The 21,913-nt window shown below is 70.3% G+C and carries 18 protein-coding genes, 1 tRNA gene and 2 pseudogenes; 9 read left to right on the top strand and 12 right to left on the bottom strand.

Annotated elements, in window-relative coordinates; all coding sequences use genetic code 11:
* The 5 genes and pseudogenes from ABZ896_RS23550 to ABZ896_RS23530 form a co-directional block, all read left to right on the top strand.
* Positions 1-248, top strand: a pseudogene (locus ABZ896_RS23550) (carbohydrate ABC transporter permease); the annotation flags it as partial.
* 34 nt (positions 249-282) lie between these two features.
* Positions 283-1,626, top strand: a complete 1,344-nt coding sequence (locus ABZ896_RS23545) for a glycoside hydrolase family 36 protein (RefSeq protein WP_360932325.1) — start codon at positions 283-285, stop codon at positions 1,624-1,626.
* A pseudogene (locus ABZ896_RS23540) lies at positions 1,623-2,704 on the top strand (beta-galactosidase); the annotation flags it as partial. The gene ABZ896_RS23545 and the pseudogene ABZ896_RS23540, both read left to right, overlap by 4 nt.
* A complete protein-coding gene (locus ABZ896_RS23535; protein WP_360932330.1) occupies positions 2,693-3,610 on the top strand; it encodes a beta-galactosidase trimerization domain-containing protein in 918 nt (305 codons plus the stop codon). The pseudogene ABZ896_RS23540 and the gene ABZ896_RS23535, both read left to right, overlap by 12 nt.
* A 68-nt stretch (positions 3,611-3,678) precedes the next feature.
* On the top strand, positions 3,679-4,782 hold the full coding sequence (locus ABZ896_RS23530) for a hypothetical protein (RefSeq protein ID WP_360932322.1): 1,104 nt from the start codon (positions 3,679-3,681) through the stop codon (positions 4,780-4,782).
* A 58-nt stretch (positions 4,783-4,840) separates the two neighbouring features.
* Here the strand turns inward: ABZ896_RS23530 and ABZ896_RS23525 are convergent, their stop codons facing one another.
* From ABZ896_RS23525 to ABZ896_RS23510, 4 genes are all read right to left on the bottom strand, one after another.
* Positions 4,841-6,283: a GH1 family beta-glucosidase gene (locus ABZ896_RS23525; protein WP_360932319.1), complete on the bottom strand. Its 1,443-nt coding sequence runs from the start codon at positions 6,281-6,283 to the stop codon at positions 4,841-4,843.
* A 107-nt stretch (positions 6,284-6,390) separates the two neighbouring features.
* Entirely contained in the window at positions 6,391-7,299 is a 909-nt protein-coding gene (locus ABZ896_RS23520) for a carbohydrate ABC transporter permease (RefSeq protein WP_360932316.1), read from the bottom strand.
* Complete coding sequence (locus tag ABZ896_RS23515) at positions 7,296-8,324, bottom strand: sugar ABC transporter permease (protein WP_360932313.1); 1,029 nt, start codon at positions 8,322-8,324, stop codon at positions 7,296-7,298. Before ABZ896_RS23515 ends, ABZ896_RS23520 begins: the two co-directional genes overlap by 4 nt.
* Positions 8,321-9,643: an ABC transporter substrate-binding protein gene (locus ABZ896_RS23510; RefSeq protein WP_360932309.1), complete on the bottom strand. Its 1,323-nt coding sequence runs from the start codon at positions 9,641-9,643 to the stop codon at positions 8,321-8,323. Before ABZ896_RS23510 ends, ABZ896_RS23515 begins: the two co-directional genes overlap by 4 nt.
* Before the next feature lie 372 nt (positions 9,644-10,015).
* Here ABZ896_RS23510 and ABZ896_RS23505 point away from each other — a divergent pair, with 372 nt between their 5' ends.
* Together ABZ896_RS23505 and ABZ896_RS23500 are read left to right on the top strand one after the other, a co-directional pair.
* On the top strand, positions 10,016-11,068 hold the full coding sequence (locus ABZ896_RS23505) for a LacI family DNA-binding transcriptional regulator (protein ID WP_360932306.1): 1,053 nt from the start codon (positions 10,016-10,018) through the stop codon (positions 11,066-11,068).
* Positions 11,069-11,141: 73 nt separating this feature from the next.
* A complete protein-coding gene (locus tag ABZ896_RS23500; protein ID WP_360932302.1) occupies positions 11,142-11,666 on the top strand; it encodes a hypothetical protein in 525 nt (174 codons plus the stop codon).
* Between the two features lie 129 nt (positions 11,667-11,795).
* Here the strand turns inward: ABZ896_RS23500 and ABZ896_RS23495 are convergent.
* From ABZ896_RS23495 to ABZ896_RS23480, 4 genes are all read right to left on the bottom strand, one after another.
* Positions 11,796-11,868: transfer RNA gene (locus ABZ896_RS23495), tRNA-His, on the bottom strand.
* 98 nt (positions 11,869-11,966) lie between these two features.
* Positions 11,967-12,569 carry an oligoribonuclease gene (gene orn / locus ABZ896_RS23490; protein WP_360932299.1) on the bottom strand — a complete coding sequence of 201 codons (603 nt, stop codon included), beginning with the start codon at positions 12,567-12,569 and terminating at the stop codon, positions 11,967-11,969.
* Between the two features lie 97 nt (positions 12,570-12,666).
* Positions 12,667-13,884, bottom strand: coding sequence for a helix-turn-helix domain-containing protein (locus ABZ896_RS23485; protein ID WP_360932296.1), 1,218 nt, complete (start codon positions 13,882-13,884; stop codon positions 12,667-12,669).
* Between the two features lie 387 nt (positions 13,885-14,271).
* Complete coding sequence (locus ABZ896_RS23480) at positions 14,272-14,577, bottom strand: hypothetical protein (protein ID WP_360932293.1); 306 nt, start codon at positions 14,575-14,577, stop codon at positions 14,272-14,274.
* 322 nt (positions 14,578-14,899) lie between these two features.
* On the opposite strand from ABZ896_RS23480, the gene ABZ896_RS23475 reads away from it, so the two are divergent.
* Entirely contained in the window at positions 14,900-15,427 is a 528-nt protein-coding gene (locus ABZ896_RS23475; protein WP_360932290.1) for a universal stress protein, read from the top strand.
* A gap of 60 nt (positions 15,428-15,487) precedes the next feature.
* Here the strand turns inward: ABZ896_RS23475 and glmS are convergent, their stop codons facing one another.
* Together glmS and ABZ896_RS23465 are read right to left on the bottom strand one after the other, a co-directional pair.
* Positions 15,488-17,305, bottom strand: coding sequence for a glutamine--fructose-6-phosphate transaminase (isomerizing) (gene glmS, locus ABZ896_RS23470; protein WP_360932287.1), 1,818 nt, complete (start codon positions 17,303-17,305; stop codon positions 15,488-15,490).
* A gap of 13 nt (positions 17,306-17,318) precedes the next feature.
* Positions 17,319-17,576, bottom strand: coding sequence for a hypothetical protein (locus tag ABZ896_RS23465; protein WP_360932284.1), 258 nt, complete (start codon positions 17,574-17,576; stop codon positions 17,319-17,321).
* Between the two features lie 165 nt (positions 17,577-17,741).
* Here ABZ896_RS23465 and ABZ896_RS23460 point away from each other — a divergent pair, with 165 nt between their 5' ends.
* Positions 17,742-19,304, top strand: a complete 1,563-nt coding sequence (locus ABZ896_RS23460) for a metallophosphoesterase family protein (RefSeq protein WP_360932281.1) — start codon at positions 17,742-17,744, stop codon at positions 19,302-19,304.
* A gap of 17 nt (positions 19,305-19,321) precedes the next feature.
* On the opposite strand, the gene ABZ896_RS23455 is transcribed toward ABZ896_RS23460, so the two are convergent.
* On the bottom strand, positions 19,322-20,215 hold the full coding sequence (locus ABZ896_RS23455; RefSeq protein ID WP_360932278.1) for a DUF4429 domain-containing protein: 894 nt from the start codon (positions 20,213-20,215) through the stop codon (positions 19,322-19,324).
* 23 nt (positions 20,216-20,238) lie between these two features.
* Positions 20,239-21,861 (bottom strand): RICIN domain-containing protein, encoded by a 1,623-nt coding sequence (locus ABZ896_RS23450; RefSeq protein ID WP_360932275.1) that lies wholly within the window; start codon positions 21,859-21,861, stop codon positions 20,239-20,241.
* Between the last annotated feature and the right edge of the window lie 52 nt (positions 21,862-21,913).

The following is a 21,913-nucleotide window of genomic DNA, read 5'->3' as shown; positions in this document are numbered from 1 at the left end:
TGGCCGCGCTGGGGACGTTGTTGTCGATCTGGATCTACAACGACTTCTTCTGGGCGATCGTGCTGATCTCCACCGGGGAGAACATGCCGATCACCTCGGCGTTGAACAACCTCTCCGGCCAGTACTTCACCGACCCCAACCTGGTCGCCGCGGGTGCCCTGCTCACCGCGATCCCGACCCTGATCGTGTACTTCGTGCTCCAGCGCCAGTTCGTCAGCGGACTGACCCTCGGCGCCAACAAGGGCTGACGCCCGCCTCACGCAGAACCGAAAGAGAACCACCGTGCCCCACCCCTTCACCCCGGTCGCCGTCGTGCCCGTGGACGTGCGCAAGGCCCGCGTCCACGAGGAGGGCTGGCAGTCCTGGAGCCCCAGCGGCGCCTACGCCCTCCGGGACGAGCCGTACCGCCCGACGAACGCCAACTGGGCGACGGTCTGCTACCGGCCGGGCGGCACCGTCCCGGCCGGCGCCTTCCAGGGGGAGGGGCTGCTGGCCCTCGACCCGGGCGACGGCTCTCCGGTACGGCTGTGGGCGGCGCCGGAGCCTTGTAAAGAGGTTCCGTCGTTCCGCCTGACCGTCGGGGACGGCGTGGCGGAGATCAGCGCCGACGGTCCGGTGAAGGAGTTCACGGGCACGGACATCCAGGAGGTACTGGGGGAGTGGGCCTCGTCGCTCGCCGTCGAGGCCCCTCGCCCGGCCCCCACCGTCTGGTGCTCCTGGTACGAGTACTTCACGGCGGTCACCGAGGACGACATCCACGAGAACCTGCGGGCGATGGACACCCTCGACCTGCCCATCGACGTCGTCCAGATCGACGACGGCTACCAGAAGGCCCTGGGTGACTGGCTCACCCTCTCCGGCCGCTTCCGCTCCCGCGCGGGCATCGCCGACGCGATCCGCGCCCGGGGCCGCAGGGCCGGCATCTGGACGGCCCCCTTCCTCGTCGACCCGGCGAGCGACCTGGCCGCCGAGCACCCCGACTGGCTGGTGCGCGGCACCGACGGCGGACCCCTGCACGCCGGCCGCAACTGGGGCCACGACCTGTGCGTCCTGGACACCACCCACCCGGAGGCGGCGGAGTACCTGGCTTCGGTCTTCCGGACTCTGGTCGCCGAGGGTTACGACTACTTCAAGGTCGACTTCCTCTACGCGGGCGCCCTGGAGGGCGTACGGCACACCGGCGCGGACGCCCTCACGGCGTACCGCGACGGCATCGGGCTGATCCGCGAGGCGATCGGGGCGGACGCGTACCTGCTCGGCTGCGGTGCGCCGATCCTGCCCTCCGTCGGCCTGTTCGACGCGATGCGGGTCAGCCCCGACACGGCCCCGCACCGCCGTCCCGAGGCCGGTGACTTCAGCCAACCCGGCCAGGATCCCGCCGAGTTCACCGGCGTGGGCCGCCAGTGGCAGCACGGCCGGTTCTGGGTCAACGACCCCGACTGCCTGATGGCCCGCCCGGCCGTGGAGACCCGTGAGCGCTGGGCCGCCCATGTCGAGGCGACCGGCGGGCTGGTGGCCTCCAGCGACCGCCTGCTCTCGCTGGACCAGTGGGGCGTGGCGACAACCCGCCGTCTCCTTGAGGGAGTTGACCGAGTGGGAGTCGACCGAGTGGGAGGTGACCGATGATCCCCGAGGGCATCGCCTACGGCGGCGACTACAACCCCGAGCAGTGGCCCGAGGAGGTCTGGGCCGAGGACGTCCGCCTCATGCGCGAGGCCGACGTGAACATGGTCAGCGTCAACATCTTCTCGTGGGCTCTACTGGAGCCGCGCGAGGGCGAGTTCGACTTCTCGCGCCTGGACCGGATCCTCGCCCTGCTCCACGAGAACGGCATCGCCGCCGACCTCGCGACCCCGACGGCGGCACCGCCGGCCTGGTTCTTCCGCGAGTACCCGGACGCGCTGCCGGTCGACAAGGACGGCAGGGACTGTCGTACGGCAGCCGCCAGACGTTCTGCCCCTCCAGCCCCGCCTACCGCGAGGCGGCCCTGCGCATCGCCCGTGCTCTCGGCGAGCGCTACGCGGACCACCCGGCCGTCGTGATGTGGCACGTCCACAACGAGTACGGCTGCCACAACGCGGAGTGCTTCTGCGACGTCTCCGCGGCGGCCTTCCGGCGCTGGTTGCGGGAGCGCTACGGCGACCTCGCGGCCCTCAACGACGCCTGGGGCACCACCTTTTGGAGCCAGTGGTACTACGACTGGGACGAGATCATCCCGCCCCGCGCCACCGGCGCCGTGCCCAACCCGACGCACCAGCTGGACTGGCGGCGCTTCTGCTCCGACGCGCTGCTGTCGCTGTGCACGGCGGAGCGCGAGGTGCTGCGGGAGGCTTCCGGGGGGATCCCCGCCACCACCAACTTCATGGTGATGTACAACTTCGACGCGCTCGACTACTGGCGCTGGGCACCGGAGTTGGACATCGTCTCCAACGACCACTACCTGCGCTCGACCGACCCCGAGTCGCAGATCGACATCGCGCTCAGCGGCGACCTCGTGCGCTCGCTGGCGGGCGGACCGTGGCTGCTGATGGAGCACTCGACGGGCGCGGTGAACTGGCAGCCCGTCAACAGGGCGAAGAATCCGGGTGAGTTGCGCCGGAACGCCCTCGCCCATGTGGCCCGGGGCGCCGACGGCATCGCCTACTTCCAGTGGCGGGCCGCCAAGGCGGGCGCCGAGCAGTGGCATTCGGCGATGCTGCCGCACGCAGGGACCGACAGCCGGATCTGGCGGGACGTGGTGGCGCTGGGCGCGGACCTGAAGGCGCTGGCGGAGGTGCGGGGCTCCACGGGTACCGCTTCCGTGGCCATCGCCTGGGACTGGAACGCCCGTTGGGCCCTGGAGCTGCCGTCCCAGCCGAGCGAGGAGGTCCGCTACCTGGACCTGGTCCGCGCGTGGTACGAGCCGCTGTGGCGCTCCGGCGTCGCGGTGGACTTCGTGCACCCGTCGGCGGACCTCTCCTCCTACCGTCTGGTCCTGGCCCCCGCGCTGTATCTGGTCGACGACGCCTCGGCGGCCAACCTCACCGGCTTCGCGGCCGCCGGCGGGACCCTCGCCGTCGGTTTCCACAGCGGTGCGGTCGACGCCAACTGCCATATCCGGCTGGGCGGTTACCCCGGCGCCTTCCGCGAGGCGCTCGGCGTCCGCACGGACGAGCTGTTCCCGCTGCTGCCGGGTGAGTCGTTGGGTCTGGAGGGCGGCGGTACGGCGGCCCTGTGGTCGGAGCGGGTCGCGCTGGCCGGTGCGGCCGCGGTGACGTCGTACACCTCGGGTCCGCTCGCCGGAGTCCCGGCGGTGACCCGGCACGCGTACGGCGAGGGCGTGGCCTGGTACCTGGCGACCCACCCGGACCCCGCGACCCTCGCGGGGCTGTTGGACCGCATCCGCACCGAGGCCGGGGTGGAGCCGGTGCGGGAGACGCCGGAGGGGGTGGAGGCGGTGCTGCGGCGGGGGACTCAGGCCGACTTCCTCTTCCTGATCAACCACGGGGACCGGTCCGCCGAGGTCCAAGTCGCCCAGCGCGCCGTCGAGTTGCTGGGCGGCAAGTCCGTCGAGGGCGGCACGGTGACGGTGGCGCCGGGTGATGTGGTGGTCGTACGGGAGTCACGCTGATGTGACCTTGCTGGCCGCGCGGGCCGCTCCTACCCTGATCGACGGGTCGTCGACAGGGGGGAGCGGCCATGGCCGGAAGACCGTCCGACACGGAGATACTCGAGGCGGTCGGGGCGCACGCCGGCCGGCGGGGGATCGCCGCAGGGGCGAGCGATCCCGGCGTCGCCGTCCTCAGCTGGCAGACCCTGCTGGACTTCCGGATCGTCCGGTCCGTCGAGACCCGGGGCGAGCGGGCGATGCGGCAACCCGGCACCCGCCGCGAGGAGTTGGCCGACCGGCCGACGTACACCAGCATCTCCTCCCACCGGATCACCCCGCCCGCCGACCCGTCCCGGACCGAGGTGTGGCTGCTGGTGCGCCGGGCCTCGCTCGGCGAGGAGTGGTGCGAGGACTGCGACGGCGGTACGAACCTGTGCGGGGCCTGCGGCGGGCGCGGTGGCCGTGAGTGCCCCCGTTTCGTCGACTGCCCCGCCTGTCACGGCGGCCCGGACAGCTGCTGGGAGTGCGAGGGCACCGGCCGCTCCCGCTCCCGCCGCCCCGCGCATCTGCGCCCCGGTACAACCCCGGCGGACCGGGCGGCACGGGTGCGCTGCGAGCGCTGCCGTACCTCCGACGCGGCCTGCCCGAAGTGCCGTGGCCGACGCCAACTCGACTGCCCGGACTGCGGGAAGAGCGGCTATGTGCAGTGCGGTGTCTGCGCGGGCACCAAGCGCGTCACCCACCAGGAGTGCGAGGGCACGGGCCGCTTCACGGTGTGGACCGAGGGCTGGATCCACCAGAACCCGCACCACGAGAAGGAGCGCCGGCTCGGCAGGCTCGACCTGCGCCGCACGACCGCCAACGCGGGCCGCTGGCAGGAGACGGTCCTGCGCACCGCCACCGACAAACTCCCCGACGACCTCGACGAGGCCGACCGCACCCTGCTCACCCCGTACCTCGCCCGGCGCGACGGCGAGGTCGCCCGCCACGCCACCCTCCGCCGCCTCCCCCTGGCCCACGTCACCCTCCCCGCCGACCCGCACCACGTCTACTACGCCTTCCCCACCCACTCCGGCATCGAGGTCACGACCCGCCCCACGGGCGAGCGCGTCCGCTACTTCGCCGTGATCGCCGCGGCCTCGGTGGCCGTGGTGGCCCTGGTGGCGATACTGGCGACCTTGCTCCTGCGCTGACATGCCAGAGGCGCGGCACCCCCCTCGGCTGCCGCGCCCCGTCCCCCGGTCAGGGTGGCTAGTGGATCGGCGGGAGGTCCGGGAGGGTGCCTGTGCGGGCTGCCTGGCCGTACCAGAGAGCGCTGGACTTGGGGGTGCGCTCCAGGGTCGTGTAGTCGACGTAGACCGCGCCGAAACGCTTGTCGTAGCCGTACGCCCACTCGAAGTTGTCCATCAGGGACCACAGGTAGTAGCCGCGCACGTCCGCGCCGTCGGCGATCGCCCGGCGCACCGCGGCGAGGTGGCCGTGCAGGTAGGCGACCCGCTCGGGGTCGTGGACGCGGCCGTCGGGGTCGGGCTTGTCGTCGTAGGCCGCGCCGTTCTCGGTGATGTACAGCGGCAGGCCCGGCGCCTCGCGGGTGTAGCGCATGATCAGGTCGTGCAGGCCCGTCGGGTCGATCGTCCAGCCCATCTCCGTACGCTCGCCCGGCGTCTGGTGGAAGGCGACGTCGTCCGCGCCCGGCCAGGGGGAGTGCTCGCTCTCGCCGTGGCCGTCGGAGCGCGGGCCCGCGGCCTCCGGGTCCGCAGCCGACACCAGCGTCGGCGTGTAGTAGTTGAGGCCCAGCGCGTCCAACGGCTGGTTGATCAGCGCCAGGTCGCCGTCCTGGACGTAGGACCAGTCGGTGATCAGCTCGGTCGCCGCGAACAGCGTCTGCGGGTACGCCCCGTGCAGGATCGGCCCGTGGAAGACCCCGTTGGCCAGGTCGTCGATCTTCTGCACCGCCGCCAGGTCGGCGGGGTCGGACGGCGAATTCGGCCGCACCACCGAGGAGTTGAGGCTCAGCGCCACCGAGTTGCGGGCCGGCATCACCGAGCGCAGCGCCGAAGTCCCCAGCCCGTGCGCCAGGTTGAGGTGATGGGCCGCCTTCAGCGAGGCCGCCGGGTCGGTGCGGCCGGGCGCGTGCACGCCGGACGCGTAGCCCAGAAACGCGCTGCACCAGGGCTCGTTGAGGGTGATCCACTGCTCCACCCGGTCGCCGAGCGCCTCCCCGACGATCTGCGCGTACTCCGCGAACCGGTACGCCGTGTCGCGCTCCGGCCAGCCGCCCGCGTCCTCCAGCTCCTGGGGCAGGTCCCAGTGGTAGAGGGTGACGGCCGGCTTGATGCCCTTCGCCAACAGCTCGTCCACCAGGCGGCGGTAGAAGTCCAGGCCGCGCTGGACCGCCGGGCCCCGCCCGGTCGGCTGCACCCGGGACCAGGAGACCGAGAAGCGGTACGCGGTCAGGCCCAGTTCCGCCATCAGCGCCACGTCGTCGCGGTAGCGGTGGTAGTGGTCGACAGCGATGTCACCGTGCTCGCCACCGACGGTCTTGCCCGGCGTGTGGCTGAAGGTGTCCCAGATCGACGGCGTACGGCCGTCCTCCCGCACCGCCCCCTCGATCTGGTAGGCGGAGGTCGCCGCGCCCCAGAGGAAGGCGGGAGGAAAGGTCACCGGGGTCGCCGGTTGTGCGGACTCAGGCATGGAAGCGCTCCCATAGGGGGTCGTGGACCGGGTGGGGGGAGGGAAGGGGCCGAGGCGGCGGTGACCCGGCCCCAAAGGTCGTAGCGGAAAAGGCGGGTGACGGAGCGTCAGCCCTTGATCGCGCCCTGCATGATGCCGCCCACGATCTGCTTGCCGAACAGAATGAAGGCGATCAGCAGCGGCAGCGTGCCCAGCAGCGCGCCCGCCATGATCACGGCCTGGTCGGGCACATAGCCGGTGCCGAGCGAGTTCAGGGCGACCTGCACGGTCGGGTTCTGCTGGTTCAGGGCGATGATCGGCCACAGGAAGTCGTTCCAGGCGAACACGAAGGTCAGCAGACCGAGCACCGCCATCGCGGGCCGCGCCGCCGGGAAGACCACGTGCCACACCACCCGCAGGCTGCTCGCCCCGTCCACCCGGGCCGCCTCGATCAGCTCGGTGGGCAGCGCCTGCACCAGGTACTGCCGCATGAAGAACGTACCGAAGGCCGTCACCAGGGTCGGCAGGATGACCGTCTGGAGCTGGTTCGACCAGCCGAGGTCCGCCATCCACAGATACAGCGGTACGACCGCCAGTTGCGGCGGGATCATCATCGTGCCGATCGTCAGCAGCAGGAGCACGCTGGAGAACCTGAACTGCAGCTTGGCGAAGGCGAATCCGGCGAGCGTGGAGAACAGCACCGTGCTGATCGTGATGGCGCCCGCCACGATCACGCTGTTGAACATCGCCGTGCCGAGGCCGGCCTCGTCCCACGCGGCCTGCATGTTCTTGAACAGGTTCCCGCCGAACCACAGCGGCGGCGGGGTCTCGGCGAGCCTGCGGTCGGTGCGTGAGGCCGCGATCGCCGTCCACACCAGGGGCGCCAGCGAGACCAGCGCGAAGACGGCGAGGACGAGGTAGGTGACCGGGCCGGCATGCAGCTGCTTGCCCGCGCCCATCACCCTGCGAGAACCCTTGCGGGAACCTTTGCCGGAAGTCTCCTGCGTCTGAGGCAGCGTCAACTCACTGGTGGTCATTGGGACTTCCTCAGACGTCGGGTGACCAGCAGGTTGATCGCGGCGATGATCAACAGGATCAGGAACATCGACCAGGCGATCGCGGACGCCTTGCCGAGGTTGCCGATGATCCAGCCCTGGTCGTACATGTACAGGCCGAGCGTCTGGTACTGGTGCTCGGAGCCGCCCTTGGACCCGCTCACCCCGCCGAACAGCAGCGGCTCACCGAAGAGCTGGGTCGCGCCGATGGTGGAGACCACCACCGTGAACAGGATGGTGGGCCGCAGCTGCGGGATCGTCACATGGAGGAACTGCTGCCAGCGGTTGGCGCCGTCGATCGCCGCCGACTCGTACAGGTCGGTCGGGATGGCCTGCATCGCCGCCAGGTAGATCAGCGCGTTGTAGCCGGTCCACCGCCAGATCACGATGGAGGAGACCGCGAACTGCGAACCCCAGTCGGACTCACGCCAGTTGATCGGGTCGATCCCGACGAAGTCCAGCAGCCAGTTGATCATGCCGCCGTCCCACGAGTACAGCAGCGTGAAGACGAGGGTCGCCGCCGCCACCGAGGTGGCGTACGGGGTCAGCATCACGACCCGCCAGACGGTCGAGCCGCGCAGCTTGTAGTTGAGCAGGTGCGCGAGCCCGATCGCCGCCAGCAGCTGCGGCACGGTCGAGATCACACCGATGGTGAAGGTGTTCTTGAGGGCGTTCCAGAAGAAGTCCGAGCTGAGCAGGTTCTTGTAGTTGTCCAGGCCCGCCCAGGTCTGGGTGTCCAGCGAGGACAGCTGCACGTTGTGCAGCGAGTACCAGGCCGTGTACAGCAGCGGGATCAGCGAGAACGCCCCGAAGATGACGAAGAAGGGCGCGATGAACACGTACGGGGACGCCTTCATGTCCCAGCGGTACAGCTTGCTCCGCCAGGGGCTCGGACCCTCCGGCGGCGTACCGCGACCGTGAGCGCCCCGGGCCGCGCCCGGCTGGGAGCCGGGCGCGGCCTCGGCGCTCGACGCGGGATGCGCGAGTGCCTGCTTGGGGCTTGTCACTGGCCGAGCACGTCCTTGATCTCGTTCGTGGCCGCGTCCCAGCCCTGGTCGGGCGTCTTGCCCTTCTGCTCGACCTGGAGGATGCCGATGTCGGTCAGCGCCGTGTTGATCGGCTGGTCCTTGATGCCGAAGATCTGCGCCGGGATGGTCTTCGCGGAGTCCGAGAAGATCTGGGTGATCGGCGCGTTGCTGAAGTACTCCGTGGTGGCGGCGGCCGGCTTCAGGGACGCGTACGCCGACGGGGTCGACGGGAAGCTGGCCTGCTTGGCGAAGACCTTGGCCTGCTGCTCGGGCGCGGTCAGCCACTTCGCCAGGGCGATGGCCTCCTTCTGGTGCTTGCCCGCCGTCGGCACGCCGATGAACGAACCGCCCCAGTTGCCCGCGGTCGGCGCCGCGGCCACGTCCCACTTGCCCTTGCCGGCGTCACCGGACTTCTCCAGGATGTAGCCGATCATCCAGGCCGGGCAGGCCACGGTCGCGAAGGTGCCGTTCGCGTAGCCCTGGTCCCACGGCTTGTCGAACTGCTTGAGCTTCGCCGACATGTCGCTGGTCGCCACGTTCATGGCGACGTCCCAGGCCTTCTTCACACCGGCCGACTTGTCCCAGACGACGTTGCCGTCCTTGTCGTAGTAGCGCTCGCTCTGGCCGTTGAGGACCGCGTTGTAGACGGAGGAGGCCGAGTCCACGTACTTGGTGCCGCTCGGCGCCTTCTTCATGTACTGCTTGCCGAGGTCGACGTACTTGTTCCAGTCGCCCTTCCACTGCGCGGCGAGCTTGGTGCGGTCGGTCTCCAGACCGGCCTTGGCGAACAGGTCCTTGCGGTAGCAGATCGCCATCGGGCCGATGTCAGTGCCGAGGCCGATCAGCTTGCCGTCCTTGGTGGTGGCCTGGGCGTTCTTCCAGTCCAGCCACTGCGACTTGTCGACGTCCTTGCCGAGGTCCACGAACTTGTCGGCCTGGGTCTGGACGGCCTCGGTGATGTTGCCGACCTCGATGGCCTGCACGTCGTCGGTGCCGGAGCCGGCCTGGAGGCGGGTGAGCACCTTCGGCCAGTAGACGTCGGTACGGGTGGTGACGTTCTCCTTGATGGAGATGTCCGGGTGCAGCTTCATGTACTCGTCGTAGAGGCCGGCCTGCTTGTAGCCGAAGGCACCGAAGGTGCCGACGGTCAGCGTGGTCTTGCCGCTGCCGGAGTTGTTGCCCGTGTCCGACGAGTCGTCGTCCGAGTCGCCGGCGCAGCCCGCCAGCACTCCCGTAGTCAGGGCGGCGACGGCCACCATGGCCATCAGCCGGTGGGACCGGCGGGTACTCGTGCGCATTGCGTCCTCCTGTTGCCTGACGTGCCGACCCCCCGGCCAACTGCGTTGTTGGGCCCGTTCGTTCAAGCTGCGGCTCGGGCGGGGAACGTGCGGGAAATTTATGTGTCAGGTACCGTGGGAGCGCTCCCATCGGTGATGTGTTGAAGGTTCGCGGGTTCGAGCGAGGGTGTCAAGGGAGTCGGCGAGGGGAGATGCGTTCAGTTATCAGCCCGTTAACTGGACCTTGTTCAGCCCGCCGGGCGTTCGAGGACGAGCCCCTTTCGGGGCCGGAGCGGGGGTCTGCGGGCCGCAGCCCCCGGTGACGTCCACTTCATCAGGCAGGACTGTTAGATTCCAGACCAGCTAAGAGACACGGCGGGGAAGGCGGAGCCCATGGCCCACGGAGCGCGGAGCCGGAGTGGTGGCAGGCCCACCCTCGAAGAGGTCGCCGCGCGCGCCGGTGTCGGCCGCGGCACCGTCTCCCGGGTGATCAACGGCTCGCCCCGGGTCAGCGACGCGACCCGCGCGGCGGTCGAGGCGGCGGTGGCGGAGCTGGGGTACGTCCCGAACACGGCGGCCCGCGCTCTCGCGGCGAACCGCACCGACGCGATCGCCCTCGTCGTACCGGAGCCGGAGACGCGGTTCTTCGCGGAGCCGTACTTCTCGGACATGCTGAAGGGTGTCGGTGCGGAGATCTCGGACACCGAGATGCAGCTCCTGCTGATCTTCGCGGGCAGCGACCGGGAGCGGCGCCGGCTGGCCCAGTACCTGGCCGCGCACCGGGTCGACGGCGTCCTGCTGGTGTCGGTGCACGCCGACGACCCGCTGCCCGACCTCCTCGCCCAGCTGGAGATCCCGGCGGTGATCAGCGGCCCGCGCTCGGCGGCGGAGACGCTGCCGTCGGTGGACTCCGACAACTACGGCGGCGGCCGCTCCGCGGTGGAGCACCTGCTGGCGGGCGGCCGGCGGACGATCGCGCACATCACCGGGCGGTCGGACGTGTACGGCGCGCAGCGGCGCGTCGACGGCTACCGGGACGCGCTGCTCGACGCGGGCCACGAGGTGGACGAGCGGCTGATCGAGCCGGGTGACTTCACGGAGGAGGGCGGCCGGCGGGCGATGACGAAGCTGCTGGCCCGCCGCCCCGACCTGGACGCGGTCTTCGCGGGCTCGGACGTCATGGCGGCGGGCGCCCGCCAGGTGCTCCGCGAGGAGGGCCGCCGTATCCCCGACGACGTGGCCCTCGTCGGCTACGACGACTCCGCGATCGCCCGCCACATGGACCCGCCCCTCACCAGCGTCCGCCAGCCCATCGAGGAAATGGGCCGCCGCATGATCGACCTCCTCCTCTCGGAAATCGCCGACCGCCGCCCGGCGGTCTCCCGCGGCCTGGAACGCCGCCAGGTCGTCCTGGCCACAGAACTGGTCTCCCGGACGTCGTCCTGAACACGCCCTCCTGGACGTCGACGAGATCCCCGAGGTCGAGTCGTATCTGCGGTCCGTCGGGGAGGTGTTCCGGGTGTTCGGGGAGCAGGACGCCGGGTGTGTGTCGTACGGGGTTCGGCTTCCGGGCGGGGAGCGGCTGTTCGTCAAGGAGGCGGCCGACGGGCGGGGGCAGCGGTCGCTGGATCGGGCCTGGGAGTTTCATCGCGCGGTCCGGCATCCGGTGATCGTGCCGCAGCTTCATCGGATCGTCGTGGGAGGACGCCGTACGGCCGTGGTGATGCCGTGGCACGAGGGGGAGATCCTCTACGACCGTGCCGCCCGCGCCCGCTTTCGCGCGCTGGACCGCATCCTGGACGCCCATCTCACCGTCGAGGCGGCGGGGCAGTTCGCCGTGGATCTCTACGACGGTGCCTTCCTGTACGACTTCGGTGGTCACGAGATCCACTCGAGCCGCTTCATGGCCCCGAGGAGTGGCGGTACGGCGCCACGATCGACGCGCGCACCACCGTCCACGCCCTCGGCCGCACCGCCCGCCTGCTGCTGGACGCCGGTCCGGACGAGGACGTCTTCCGGGGTACGGCCGTACAACGCGCGGTGATCGAGCGGGCCACGCGAGCCGATCCGGGCGAACGGTACGGCAGCGTACGGGAGTTGGTGGCGGCGTGGCGGGCGGTGTCGTAACGAGTAAGAGGGCCGACCCGTACGGGTCGGCCCTCTCATTCATCAGGGTGAGTGACGGGACTCGAACCCGCGGCATCCTGGACCACAACCAGGTGCTCTACCAGCTGAGCTACACCCACCATGTTCGGCTGTCCGGGTTTCCCCGACCGGCCGAGAAAAAGTGTACAGGGTCCGAAGGGGTGCTCGCGCCAGGGTTTACCGCGCGGGCGGCCAGGGCTTACTGCGCAGGCAGGACGTGCTTCGCGGCGATCGTCCGCGCCGTGTCGGAGTCGGGACCGGGCTGCGGGACGAAGATCGCCTCGCGGTAGTAGCGCAGCTCCGCGATCGACTCGCGGATGTCGGCGAGGGCGCGGTGGTTGCCGTTCTTCTCGGGGCTGTTGAAGTACGCCCGCGGGTACCAGCGGCGGGCCAGCTCCTTGACCGAGCTGACGTCCACGATGCGGTAGTGGAGGTAGCTCTCCAGGTCCCGCATGTCCCGGGCGAGGAAGCCGCGGTCGGTGCCGACGGAGTTGCCGCACAGCGGCGCCTTGCCGAGCTCCTTGACGTGCTCGCGGACGTAGGCGAGGACCTGCTCCTCGGCGTCGGCGAGGCTCGTGCCGCCGGACAGCTCCGCGAGCAGTCCGGACGCGGTGTGCATCTGACGCACCACCTCCGGCATCGTCTCCAGCGCCCGGTCCGGCGGGCGGATGACGATGTCCACACCGTCGCCGAGCACGTTCAGCTCGGAGTCGGTGACGAGGGCGGCAACCTCGATGAGCGCGTCGTCGGACAGCGAGAGGCCGGTCATCTCGCAGTCGATCCACACCATGCGATCGTTCATGCGAACACCCTAAAGCGGGCCTCGCCATTTGGGGCGACCGGTGTTCTCCTCAAACACCGGACGGGCTCGGTCGGCGAGCCCGTCCGGCGTCATGAGGTCACGCTCCGCTGCGCTGCCCCGGCAGACCCACCCGCCCGGTGGCGTACAGCTCGCGGCCGTTGTCCGAGGGCGGGCCCACGGGGGCCGGGGTGCGGCGGGTCTGGAGTGGCACCGGGCCGCCGCTGTCGGGGTGCAGCGGGGGCGCCGCCATGGGGGCGGGGCCCGGCGCGCTGTCGCTCTCCACCGGCCGCTCGCCCTGCGGACGCCGGGCCCGGTAGGCCGCCCGGTACGCGGCCGGGGACGAGCCCAGCTGCCGCCGGAAGTGTCCGCGCAACGCCACCGGTGACCGGAAGCCGCAGCGGCCCGCGACCTCGTCCACCGAGTAGTCCGACGTCTCCAGCAGACGCTGGGCCTGCAGGACACGCTGCGTGATCAGCCACTGGAGCGGGGCACTGCCCGTCAGTGAGCGGAACCGGCGGTCGAACGTACGACGGCTCATGTACGCGCGCGCGGCGAGCGTCTCCACGTCGAACTGCTCGTGGAGGTGCTCCAGCGCCCAGGCGACGACCTCGGCGAGCGGGTCGGCGCCGATCTCCTCTGGTAAAGACCTGTCGAGGTAGCGCTCCTGACCGCCCGAGCGGCGCGGCGGGACCACCAGACGGCGGGCCAGGGCCCCTGCCGCCTCGTTGCCGTGGTCCGTCCGCACGATGTGGAGACAGAGGTCGATTCCGGCCGCCGTGCCCGCGGAGGTGAGCACGTCGCCGTCGTCCACGAAGAGTTCCCGTGGATCCACGTGCACCGACGGGTAGCGCTTGGCCAGCGTCGGTGCGTACATCCAGTGAGTGGTCGCGGGCCGGCCGTCCAGCAGACCCGCCGCGGCCAGCACGAAGGCGCCGGTGCACAGCCCTACGATGCGGGCGCCCTCCTCGTGCGCCCGGCGCAGCGCGTCGAGCGCGTCCTCCGGTGGCGGTGAAGTGATCGAGCGCCAGGCCGGCACGACGACCGTGCCCGCCCGCGAGATCGCTTCCAGGCCATGCGGTGCGGTGAGTTCCAGGCCCCCTGTGGTCCGCAGTGGGCCTTCCTCGCCGCCGCACACCAAAAGGCGGTAGCGCGGCACGCCGGCGTCCTGGCGGTCGATCCCGAACACCGACAGCGGTATGGAACTCTCGAAGATGGGGCCGCCGCTGAACAGCAGCACCGCGACGATCTCCTTGCGGCGGCGCCCGGAGAGTTTCCGGGCCGCGGCTTCCGGCGCGGCAGTGGAGTCGTGGCTCATCCTGCTAAGCCCCCCTCGGTGGTCGCGTCGCCCCTAACTTGTCGGGCCTGTCGCTCCAACACGTTTCCCCTCGGTCCTGCACGAGTCCCCCGCCGTAAGACAGTCAAGATCGAATCTACTGTGTCCCGTGGTGCCGACGTGACCAGTTCGTCATCCGGCACATTGTCGACTTGGCAACTTGGCGTAAAGCATTCGATCACGAAGCGTTGCACTCGGGGAGTGCGCAGGGAAGTGCGCCTCGTCCAGGTGGCCAATCCACGTAGGGTGCACAGGGCCCTGTGGACCCTTTCTCTGCAGGTGGAACGGGGGTTGGGGGGTGGTGGGGCCAAGGGATGCGCAGAACCCGGAAGTTGGCTGAAAAGAGACGGCGCGGTGTATGGAAACCGGTCAGCCGACCGGTGAGCCTCCGCCGGTGTGACGTGCGCCTCGATGGGACCCCGAACCGGACCTCTGATGACGCCCCCGGTGCGGCGCCGGTTCCTCGGTGTGCGGCCGTACCGTGCCGCGTTCCGACTGGCGCAGGAGGAAGCGGCACACGGCCGTGACGGCGGCGAGACCCAGGGCGGTGCCGGTGGCGCCGGCGAACGAGCTGCCGTACCAGAGCAGCACCACCGGGACCAGGACGCAGCTGAAGGCCGCCCAGCGGACCACGTCCGTGGTGGGGTCCTCGGAGGGCGGGCGATGTCCGGTCATGATGTGCTCCCTGTGGGTGGTGGGCGTCTCCCTGCGGCTTGGTTAACGGTTCAACGCGTGTTCGATCGGTCGGTCACTGGCCGCCGTCAAGATCACCTGCGTGAATCCTGTGCAAACCGCCTGTACAGCGCAGCAACCATTGCGTTACGGGCGCCCCCTCGTGCATGCTCCCTGGAACCCCCACGCTCCGGTGGGCGGGATCTGGGCTAAGGAGGCGTGCCGCCGTACCCTTGGGGGTATGGGGCGGGAAAGATGATTCCCGGACACAGCTCCGCAGCACGTTTCGTCCCTCCCACATAAGGATCACGACGCCGAGACAGCCATGGCCGGTCACGAATTCTTCGAACCCGCGGACCGCAAGCGGCCGGTCGCCGACCCCACGGCGGCCGATCCCCAGGCGGCCGAAGAGCCCCGTCACTCCTGCGACCCCGCCTTCAAGCACGGCGTCGTCGTCGGCTTCGACGGCTCCACCTCCAGTGAGCGCGCCCTCGCGTACGCCATCGGCATGGCCCATCGCTCCGGCTCGGGCCTGATCATCGTCCATGTCGCCAACCGGCTGCCCACCACGGTGTGGGCGGGCTGCGAGCCACCGGTCTTCGTCGACGTGCCGGACCACCGCACCGAGGTGCTCGGTCTGGAGCTGGCGTGCGCGGACTATCTGGCCGAGGTGCCCTGGATCCTCGTCGAGCGCGGCGGCGACATCTGCCATGAACTCGAAGAGGTGGGGCGGGAGTACGAGGCGGACGCGATCGTCGTCGGCTCCACGCACGGCATCGTGGGACGCATCTTCGGCTCCGTGGCGGGGCGGTTGGCGAAGCGGGCGAAGCGGCCGGTCGTCGTCATCCCGTAACTGCCTATACGAACAGGCCCCCAAGTGGCATCACTTGGGGGCCCACTCATGAGAAGGCCTCTACTCCACCGTCACCGACTTGGCGAGGTTCCTCGGCTTGTCGATGTCCCGGCCCAGCGCCAACGCCGTGTGGTAGGCGAGGAGTTGGAGGGGGATGCCCATCAGGATCGGGTCCAGTTCGGGCTCGTTCTTCGGGACGACGATCGTCTCGTCGGCCTTCTCCTGGTGCTGGTGGGCCACCGCCAAGATCTTGCCGCTGCGGGCCTTGATCTCCTCCATCGCGGCGCGGTTCTTCTCCAGGAGGTCGTCGTCGGGGACGATCGCGACCGTGGGGAGGGCGGGCTCGATCAGCGCGAGGGGGCCGTGCTTGAGCTCGGAGGCGGGGTAGGCCTCCGCGTGGATGTAGGAGACCTCCTTGAGCTTCAGGGAGGCCTCACGGGCCACCGGATAGCCGCGCACCCGGCCGATGAAGAGCATCGAGCGGGCGTCGGCGTACTGCTCCGACAGCTTCTTGACCTCGTCCTCCCGCTCCAGCATCTCGGTGATCTGGGCCGGCAGCCGGCGCAGCCCCTCGATGATCCGCTTGCCGTCGCGGACCGAGAGGTCGCGGGTGCGGCCGAGGTGCAGGGCCAACAGGGCGAACGCCACCGTGGTGTTGGTGAAGCACTTGGTGGAGACCACGCAGACCTCGGGGCCCGCGTGCACGTAGATGCCGCCGTCCGCCTCGCGGGCGATCGCCGAGCCGACGACGTTCACCACGCCGAGCACCCGCGCGCCCTTGCGCTTCAGCTCCTGGACGGCCGCGAGGACGTCGTAGGTCTCACCGGACTGGGAGACCGCGATGTAGAGGGTGTCAGGGTCGACGACCGCGTTGCGGTAGCGGAACTCCGAGGCGGGCTCGGCGTCCGCGGGGATACGGGCCAGCTCCTCGATCATCTGGGCGCCGATCATGCCCGCGTGGTACGAGGTGCCGCAGCCCAGGATCTTCACCCGGCGGATCTGCCGGGCCTCGCGGGCGTCGAGGTTGAGGCCGCCGAGCCGTACGGTGGAGAAGCGGTCGTCGATACGGCCGCGCAGCACGCGGTCCACGGCGTCGGCCTGCTCGTGGATCTCCTTGTGCATGTAGGTGTCGTGGCCGCCCATGTCGTAGGAGGCGGCCTCCCACTCGACGGTGGTGGGCTCGGCCGTCGTACGGGTGCCCTCGGTGGTGTAGGTGCGGAAGTCGTCGGCCTTGAGGGTGGCCATCTCGCCGTCGTCCAGCGTGACGATCTGCCGGGTGTGGGCGACCAGCGCGGCGATGTCGGAGGCGACGAACATCTCCTTCTCGCCGATGCCGAGGACGACCGGCGAGCCGTTGCGGGCGACGACGACCCGGTCGTTGAAGTCGGCGTGCATGACCGCGATGCCGTAGGTGCCCTCGATGACCCGCAGGGTGTCGCGGACCTTCTCCTCCAGGGTCGTGGCCTGGGAGCGGGCGATGAGGTGGACGAGGACCTCGGTGTCGGTCTCGGAGAGGAACTCGACGCCGTCCGCCTCCAGCTTGCGGCGCAGGTCGGAGGCGTTGTCGATGATGCCGTTGTGGACGACGGCGACCTTGAGGTCGGCCGACATGTGCGGGTGGGCGTTGACGTCGGAGGGGGCGCCGTGGGTGGCCCAGCGGGTGTGGGCGATGCCGGTGGTGCCCTTGAAGCGGGCCGGGACCTTCGCCTCCAGGTCGCGCACCCGGCCCTTGGCCTTGACCATCTTCAGGCCCGCCGTCTTCGGCGAGGTGACGACGATGCCGGCCGAGTCGTAGCCGCGGTATTCCAGCCGTTGCAGGCCCTCCAGCAGGAGGGGGGCCACGTCACGCTTCCCGATGTATCCGACGATTCCGCACATACAGGTATGTTCCTCAGCCGTAGACGATGCGGCGCAGCTGCCGGAGCGTGAGCTCCGGCGGTGCCACCGCCCGGTATTTCAGGTCCGCCTCGATCCGTCCGAAGATCTCCGTGTTCACCAGGCCCTGGGCCTGGAGTTCGCGGTGGCGGCGACGGACGTACTCCTCGGTCGTCTCGTCGAAGTAGGCGAGCACGTCCTGGACCACGCGCAGTGCCTCGCCCCGGCTCAGGGGCGTGGACCGCATCAGATGATCAACAAGGTCGTCGTGCACCCGGTAGATCCTGAAGTACCTCGGAGTGTTTCGCAAGAATCCTGCCCGATATCGGGCAAGCTGCTGTTGAAAGTCTTATGGGGGGCTGTTCGCACACTGTCCATCCTGTGTCTTGCAGCCCGTCGCCCGAGGAGACGAGTTTCAGACGCCATGGACATTCCTCGCATGGGAGTACCCGAGCAGCTCGCCGAGCGCATGAGCATGGCCGAGCAGCACGAATACCTGCGCGCCAGATTCTCCCGGCGCACGATGATGAGAGGCGGCGCGGTCACCCTGGGCGCCGTCGCCGGTGGCGCGTTCGTGCCGGGCGCCGTCGCCCAGGCCGCCACGCCCACCCAGACCTTCGCCTCCACCGCGACCGTCGACGGCGCCCTGGTCGCCCCCTTCGGCCGCCACCTCGCCTTCGGCAACGACGCCAGCACCGAGATGACGATCTCGTGGCAGGTCCCGGTCGCGGTGAAGAAGCCCTTCGTCCGCATCGGCGCCCGCCCCTGGGACCTCTCGCGCAAGATCGAGGCCGAGGTGCGCACGCTGTACACGCCGGCCGGCGTCGGCGCGAGCGGCGACCACACGCAGTACTACGTCCACGCCAAGCTGACCCATCTGCGGCCGGGCAAGACGTACTACTACGGCGTCGGCCACCAGGGCTTCGACCCCGCCGAGGCGCACCTCGCGGGCACCCTGGGCACCTTCACCACCGCGCCCGCCCGCAAGGAGCCCTTCACCTTCACCGCCTTCGGCGACGAGGGCGTCGGCTACCACGGCCTGGCCAACAACAGCCTGCTCCTCGGCCAGAACCCGGCCTTCCACCTGCACGCCGGCGACATCTGCTACGCCGACCCCGCGGGCGCCGGCAAGACCGCCGACACCGGCTTCGACTCCCGGGTGTGGGACCAGTTCCTCGCCCAGACCGAGTCCGTCGCCAAGTCCGTGCCGTGGATGCCGGCCTACGGCAACCACGACATGGAGGCCTGGTACTCGCCCAACGGCTACGGCGGCGAGGAGGCCCGCTGGAGCCTGCCCGACAACGGCCCGGACGCGAAGAACCTGCCGAGCGTCTACAGCTTCGTCTACGGCAACACGGCGATCATCTCGCTCGACGCCAACGACATCTCGTACGAGATCCCGGCCAACCTCGGGATCTCCGGCGGCACCCAGACCAAGTGGTTCGAGGCGCAGCTGAAGAAGTTCCGCGCCTCCAAGGACGTCGACTTCATCGTCGTGTTCTTCCACCACTGCGCCTACTGCACCTCCACCGCGCACGCCTCGGAGGGGGGCGTGCGCCAGGAGTGGGTGCCGCTGTTCGAGAAGTACACGGTGGACCTGGTCATCAACGGCCACAACCACCAGTACGAGCGCACCGACGTCATCAAGGGCGACAAGGTCGTCAAGAAGCTGCCGATCGGCGAGACCGCGTACCCCGAGACCGAGGGCGTCGTCTACGTCACCGCGGGCGCCGCGGGCCGCAGCCTGTACGCCTTCTCCGCGCCGGACTCCTACGAGGGGCACGTCAACGAGGTCGACTCGGTCGCCTCGTTCATCAACACCAAGGACGGCAAGGTCAACGAGACCGTCGCCTGGTCCCGGGTGCGCTACCTCAACTACTCCTTCCTGCGCGTGGACGTGGAGCCCGCCCCGCGCGGCCACTACGCGAAGCTGAAGGTGTCGGGGATCGCCGAGACGGGGGACCGCGTGGACCACTTCACGGTGGCGCGCAAGGCGAAGTAGGCGTATTTCAAAGCGGATCACATCCGCTTGAGGATCGCCCGCTTGGCCATCGTGAACTCCTCGTCCGTCAGCACACCCGTGCGGTGCAGCTCACCGAGCTCGCGCAGACGGCGCAGGAGGGCGTCATGGCCGTCCTCGGCGGACGCGACCGGAGGGGAAGGCGTTTCCGGTCGTACGTCGTGCCGCGGGCGTACGTCGAGGGCGGCGGGCCGGGCCGGGTGCGGAAGCCTGGCCTGGACCGCCGCCGCGACCAGCGCCATCAGCGGGTCCTTCTTGAAGCCCCACAGCTCCACCGCGTTGGGGTCGTACTTCGGCGGGGCCTTGGTCGGGGCGTGCCGCACGGTGAAGCGCAGATGGCCGTTCTCCAGGCCGGCGGCGGGCTGCCACTCCACGGCGACGATGTCGGAGACGGAGAACGTACGGCTGCCCGCGGCGGCCTTCGCGTCCTCCGTCTTCCAGTTCCACTCCAGGCGGATGTGCTCGCCGTCGAAGCCGGCGGTGCCGTCGCCCGCGGAGACGGAGAGGGGGACGGCCGGGCCGGGGAGCAGGTACTGCGTCACCGGGTCGGTCGGGACCTGGTCGAGGAGCAGGGCGTTTCTGACCTCGTCGACGAAGTACTCGGCGACGCCGTAGCGGTCCGCGTCGACGGTCAGTTGGTACGGGTCGTGCGGTTCGGTGAGGCGGCCGCCGGTCGCGTGCAGCAGTGGGTCGGCGCCGTCGCGCAGGCGCAGCCTGAGGCGGCCGGACCGCTTGCCCTGCTCGAAGGAGACGCCGGCCAACGCGCCCAGGGGGATGACCAGTTCACCGAGCGCCTTGCGGAACAGGCTGACGTTCTTGTCTCTTCCCGGCGTCAGGCGCAGCGCGTCGCCGTCGAAGACCCAGGTGCCGTCCTTCTGGAGGATTTCCGCCATGGGGAAATTCTGGCATTCGGGGCTCAGTCGGTGGTTACCGCTGTGGTGAGGCTGTCGTCGAGGGCGAAGCGGGTGGCCTGGCGGGCGGGGGTGGTGGACAGCATGCGCAGTTCGCCGTTGCTGATGCCCACGGAGATGCCGGGGTTGTCCTGGCAGACCAGGCTGAAGGTCCTGTCCTGGTGGGTCTTGAGGAGGAACGCCTGGTCCTCCGGGTAGGGGGCGTCGGCGCCCTGGAGGTAGGCGCAGGGCCGTAGTTGCATGGGGTCGCCGGGGGCGCGGTAGCCCGCGATGTCGAGGCAGAACTCCGAGGCGACGTGCTGGAGGTTGACGGCGCCGCTGCCGAGGCCGACGACCTTCCACCGCTGGCGGTCGCTGCCGTCGCAGGGGGCCGGTGCGGGGGCGGTGTCCTGGGTCCGGTCGGCGCCGCCGGTCACACAACTCCCCGTCACGGAGGCGCTCTTGAGCTCGACGGTGGCGAGCACGGCCCCGGTGCCGGGCGACGCGGAAGCGGACGCCGACGGACCGGTCGGGGGCCGCGAGGGCGGCGGCCCATACGCGTTCACGGCCTCCCCGCTCTGCCGGGTACCGGTCAGCAGATGCAACGCCACGGTGGTGGCGACGGCGGTCACCACCACGGCGACGGTGATCGCGAACACGGGCCGCCGGGGGGCGGGATCGGCGGGACGGGGGCTGGGGGCGCCGGGTGCGGTGGGGAAGCCGGAGGGGGTGACGGGGAAGCCGCCGGGTGGGGTGGGGAAGTTCGGGGTCGGGACGGACGGGGACGGGGGACTGCTGGGCGCCTCGGTAGGGACGACCCGATCGGTGCTGTCGGCAGAGTCGGTGGGCTCCGCTTCTGTACGTGACGCTCCCCGCGGTGGTTCCTCCGTGCTCTTGCCCGCCGTCTCGGCCCCTTCCTGACCCTTCGGATCACGGGCCGCTCGGTACCCCGGACCGCCCCACACCAGTAACCGGTCGATCAGCAGGGGCCGTAGCTCCTCCTCGGGGGCTGATGTGAGGGTGGTCAGGAGGGTGATGTCCTGCGTGCAGAAGTCGCAGGTGGACAGGTGGCGGCGTAGGTCCGGTGGGGTTTCGCGGTGTGTGCCGCGGGCGATCGCGCCGAGCATGCCGCCGTAGTGGACGCAGCGGGCGTCGGACGTGTGCTCGGCGCGCAGGCGCAGGAAGGTGTCGGCGAGCCGGGAGCGCGCGGAGGCCGCCAGGCCCGACGCGAACTCCACCGACGTACCCAACACCTGTGCCGCGAAGCCCGGTTCGTCCTCCGCCAGGCACAGCCACAGCGCCACCCTCGGCTGCTCCGCCAGCTCGCCGTACGCCCGCAGCAGCAGCGAGTCCTGTTCCGCCCGCCGCAGTGTGTCCCGCGTGCCGTACGTCTCGCCCGCCCGTTGCGCCCAGTCCCGGAACCCGGGCCGCAGCAGCGACTCCCGCCCGTCCCGCAGCCACCCGAAGGCCGTCCGCCGTACGTCGGCCAGGAGGTCGAGGCGTTCCACCGGCCCCTGCTGACCGGCCAGCACCTGCCCGGCGAGGTCGGCCGCGGTGCCCGGTCTGCCGCAGAACGCCCCCGCGTAGGCGTGGACGGCCGACACGTCCTCCCCGTGCGGAGTCTGCTGTGGCGTGTGCTCGGACATCATCGTCTCGTCTCCCCCAGGAGCGCGGTCACGGTCACGGCAAGGTGTGGACCGT

The organism is Streptomyces sp. NPDC047072, from assembly GCF_040643855.1.
Lineage (GTDB): Bacteria > Actinomycetota > Actinomycetes > Streptomycetales > Streptomycetaceae > Streptomyces.
Note: the sequence above shows the minus strand (reverse complement) of the source record. Positions and strands in the feature narration are given on the sequence as shown.

Coding starts and splice junctions, on each gene's coding strand:
- ABZ896_RS23455 (WP_360932278.1), bottom strand. CDS start 20,215: ATGGCGGAAATCCTCCAGAAGGACGGCACCTGGGTCTTCGACGGCGAC.
- glmS (WP_360932287.1), bottom strand. CDS start 17,305: ATGTGCGGAATCGTCGGATACATCGGGAAGCGTGACGTGGCCCCCCTC.
- orn (WP_360932299.1), bottom strand. CDS start 12,569: ATGAACGATCGCATGGTGTGGATCGACTGCGAGATGACCGGCCTCTCG.
- ABZ896_RS23450 (WP_360932275.1), bottom strand. CDS start 21,861: ATGATGTCCGAGCACACGCCACAGCAGACTCCGCACGGGGAGGACGTG.
- ABZ896_RS23520 (WP_360932316.1), bottom strand. CDS start 7,299: ATGACCACCAGTGAGTTGACGCTGCCTCAGACGCAGGAGACTTCCGGC.
- ABZ896_RS23535 (WP_360932330.1), top strand. CDS start 2,693: ATGCTGCCGCACGCAGGGACCGACAGCCGGATCTGGCGGGACGTGGTG.
- ABZ896_RS23510 (WP_360932309.1), bottom strand. CDS start 9,643: ATGCGCACGAGTACCCGCCGGTCCCACCGGCTGATGGCCATGGTGGCC.
- ABZ896_RS23530 (WP_360932322.1), top strand. CDS start 3,679: ATGGCCGGAAGACCGTCCGACACGGAGATACTCGAGGCGGTCGGGGCG.
- ABZ896_RS23460 (WP_360932281.1), top strand. CDS start 17,742: ATGGGAGTACCCGAGCAGCTCGCCGAGCGCATGAGCATGGCCGAGCAG.
- ABZ896_RS23480 (WP_360932293.1), bottom strand. CDS start 14,577: ATGACCGGACATCGCCCGCCCTCCGAGGACCCCACCACGGACGTGGTC.
- ABZ896_RS23485 (WP_360932296.1), bottom strand. CDS start 13,884: ATGAGCCACGACTCCACTGCCGCGCCGGAAGCCGCGGCCCGGAAACTC.
- ABZ896_RS23525 (WP_360932319.1), bottom strand. CDS start 6,283: ATGCCTGAGTCCGCACAACCGGCGACCCCGGTGACCTTTCCTCCCGCC.
- ABZ896_RS23475 (WP_360932290.1), top strand. CDS start 14,900: ATGGCCGGTCACGAATTCTTCGAACCCGCGGACCGCAAGCGGCCGGTC.
- ABZ896_RS23505 (WP_360932306.1), top strand. CDS start 10,016: ATGGCCCACGGAGCGCGGAGCCGGAGTGGTGGCAGGCCCACCCTCGAA.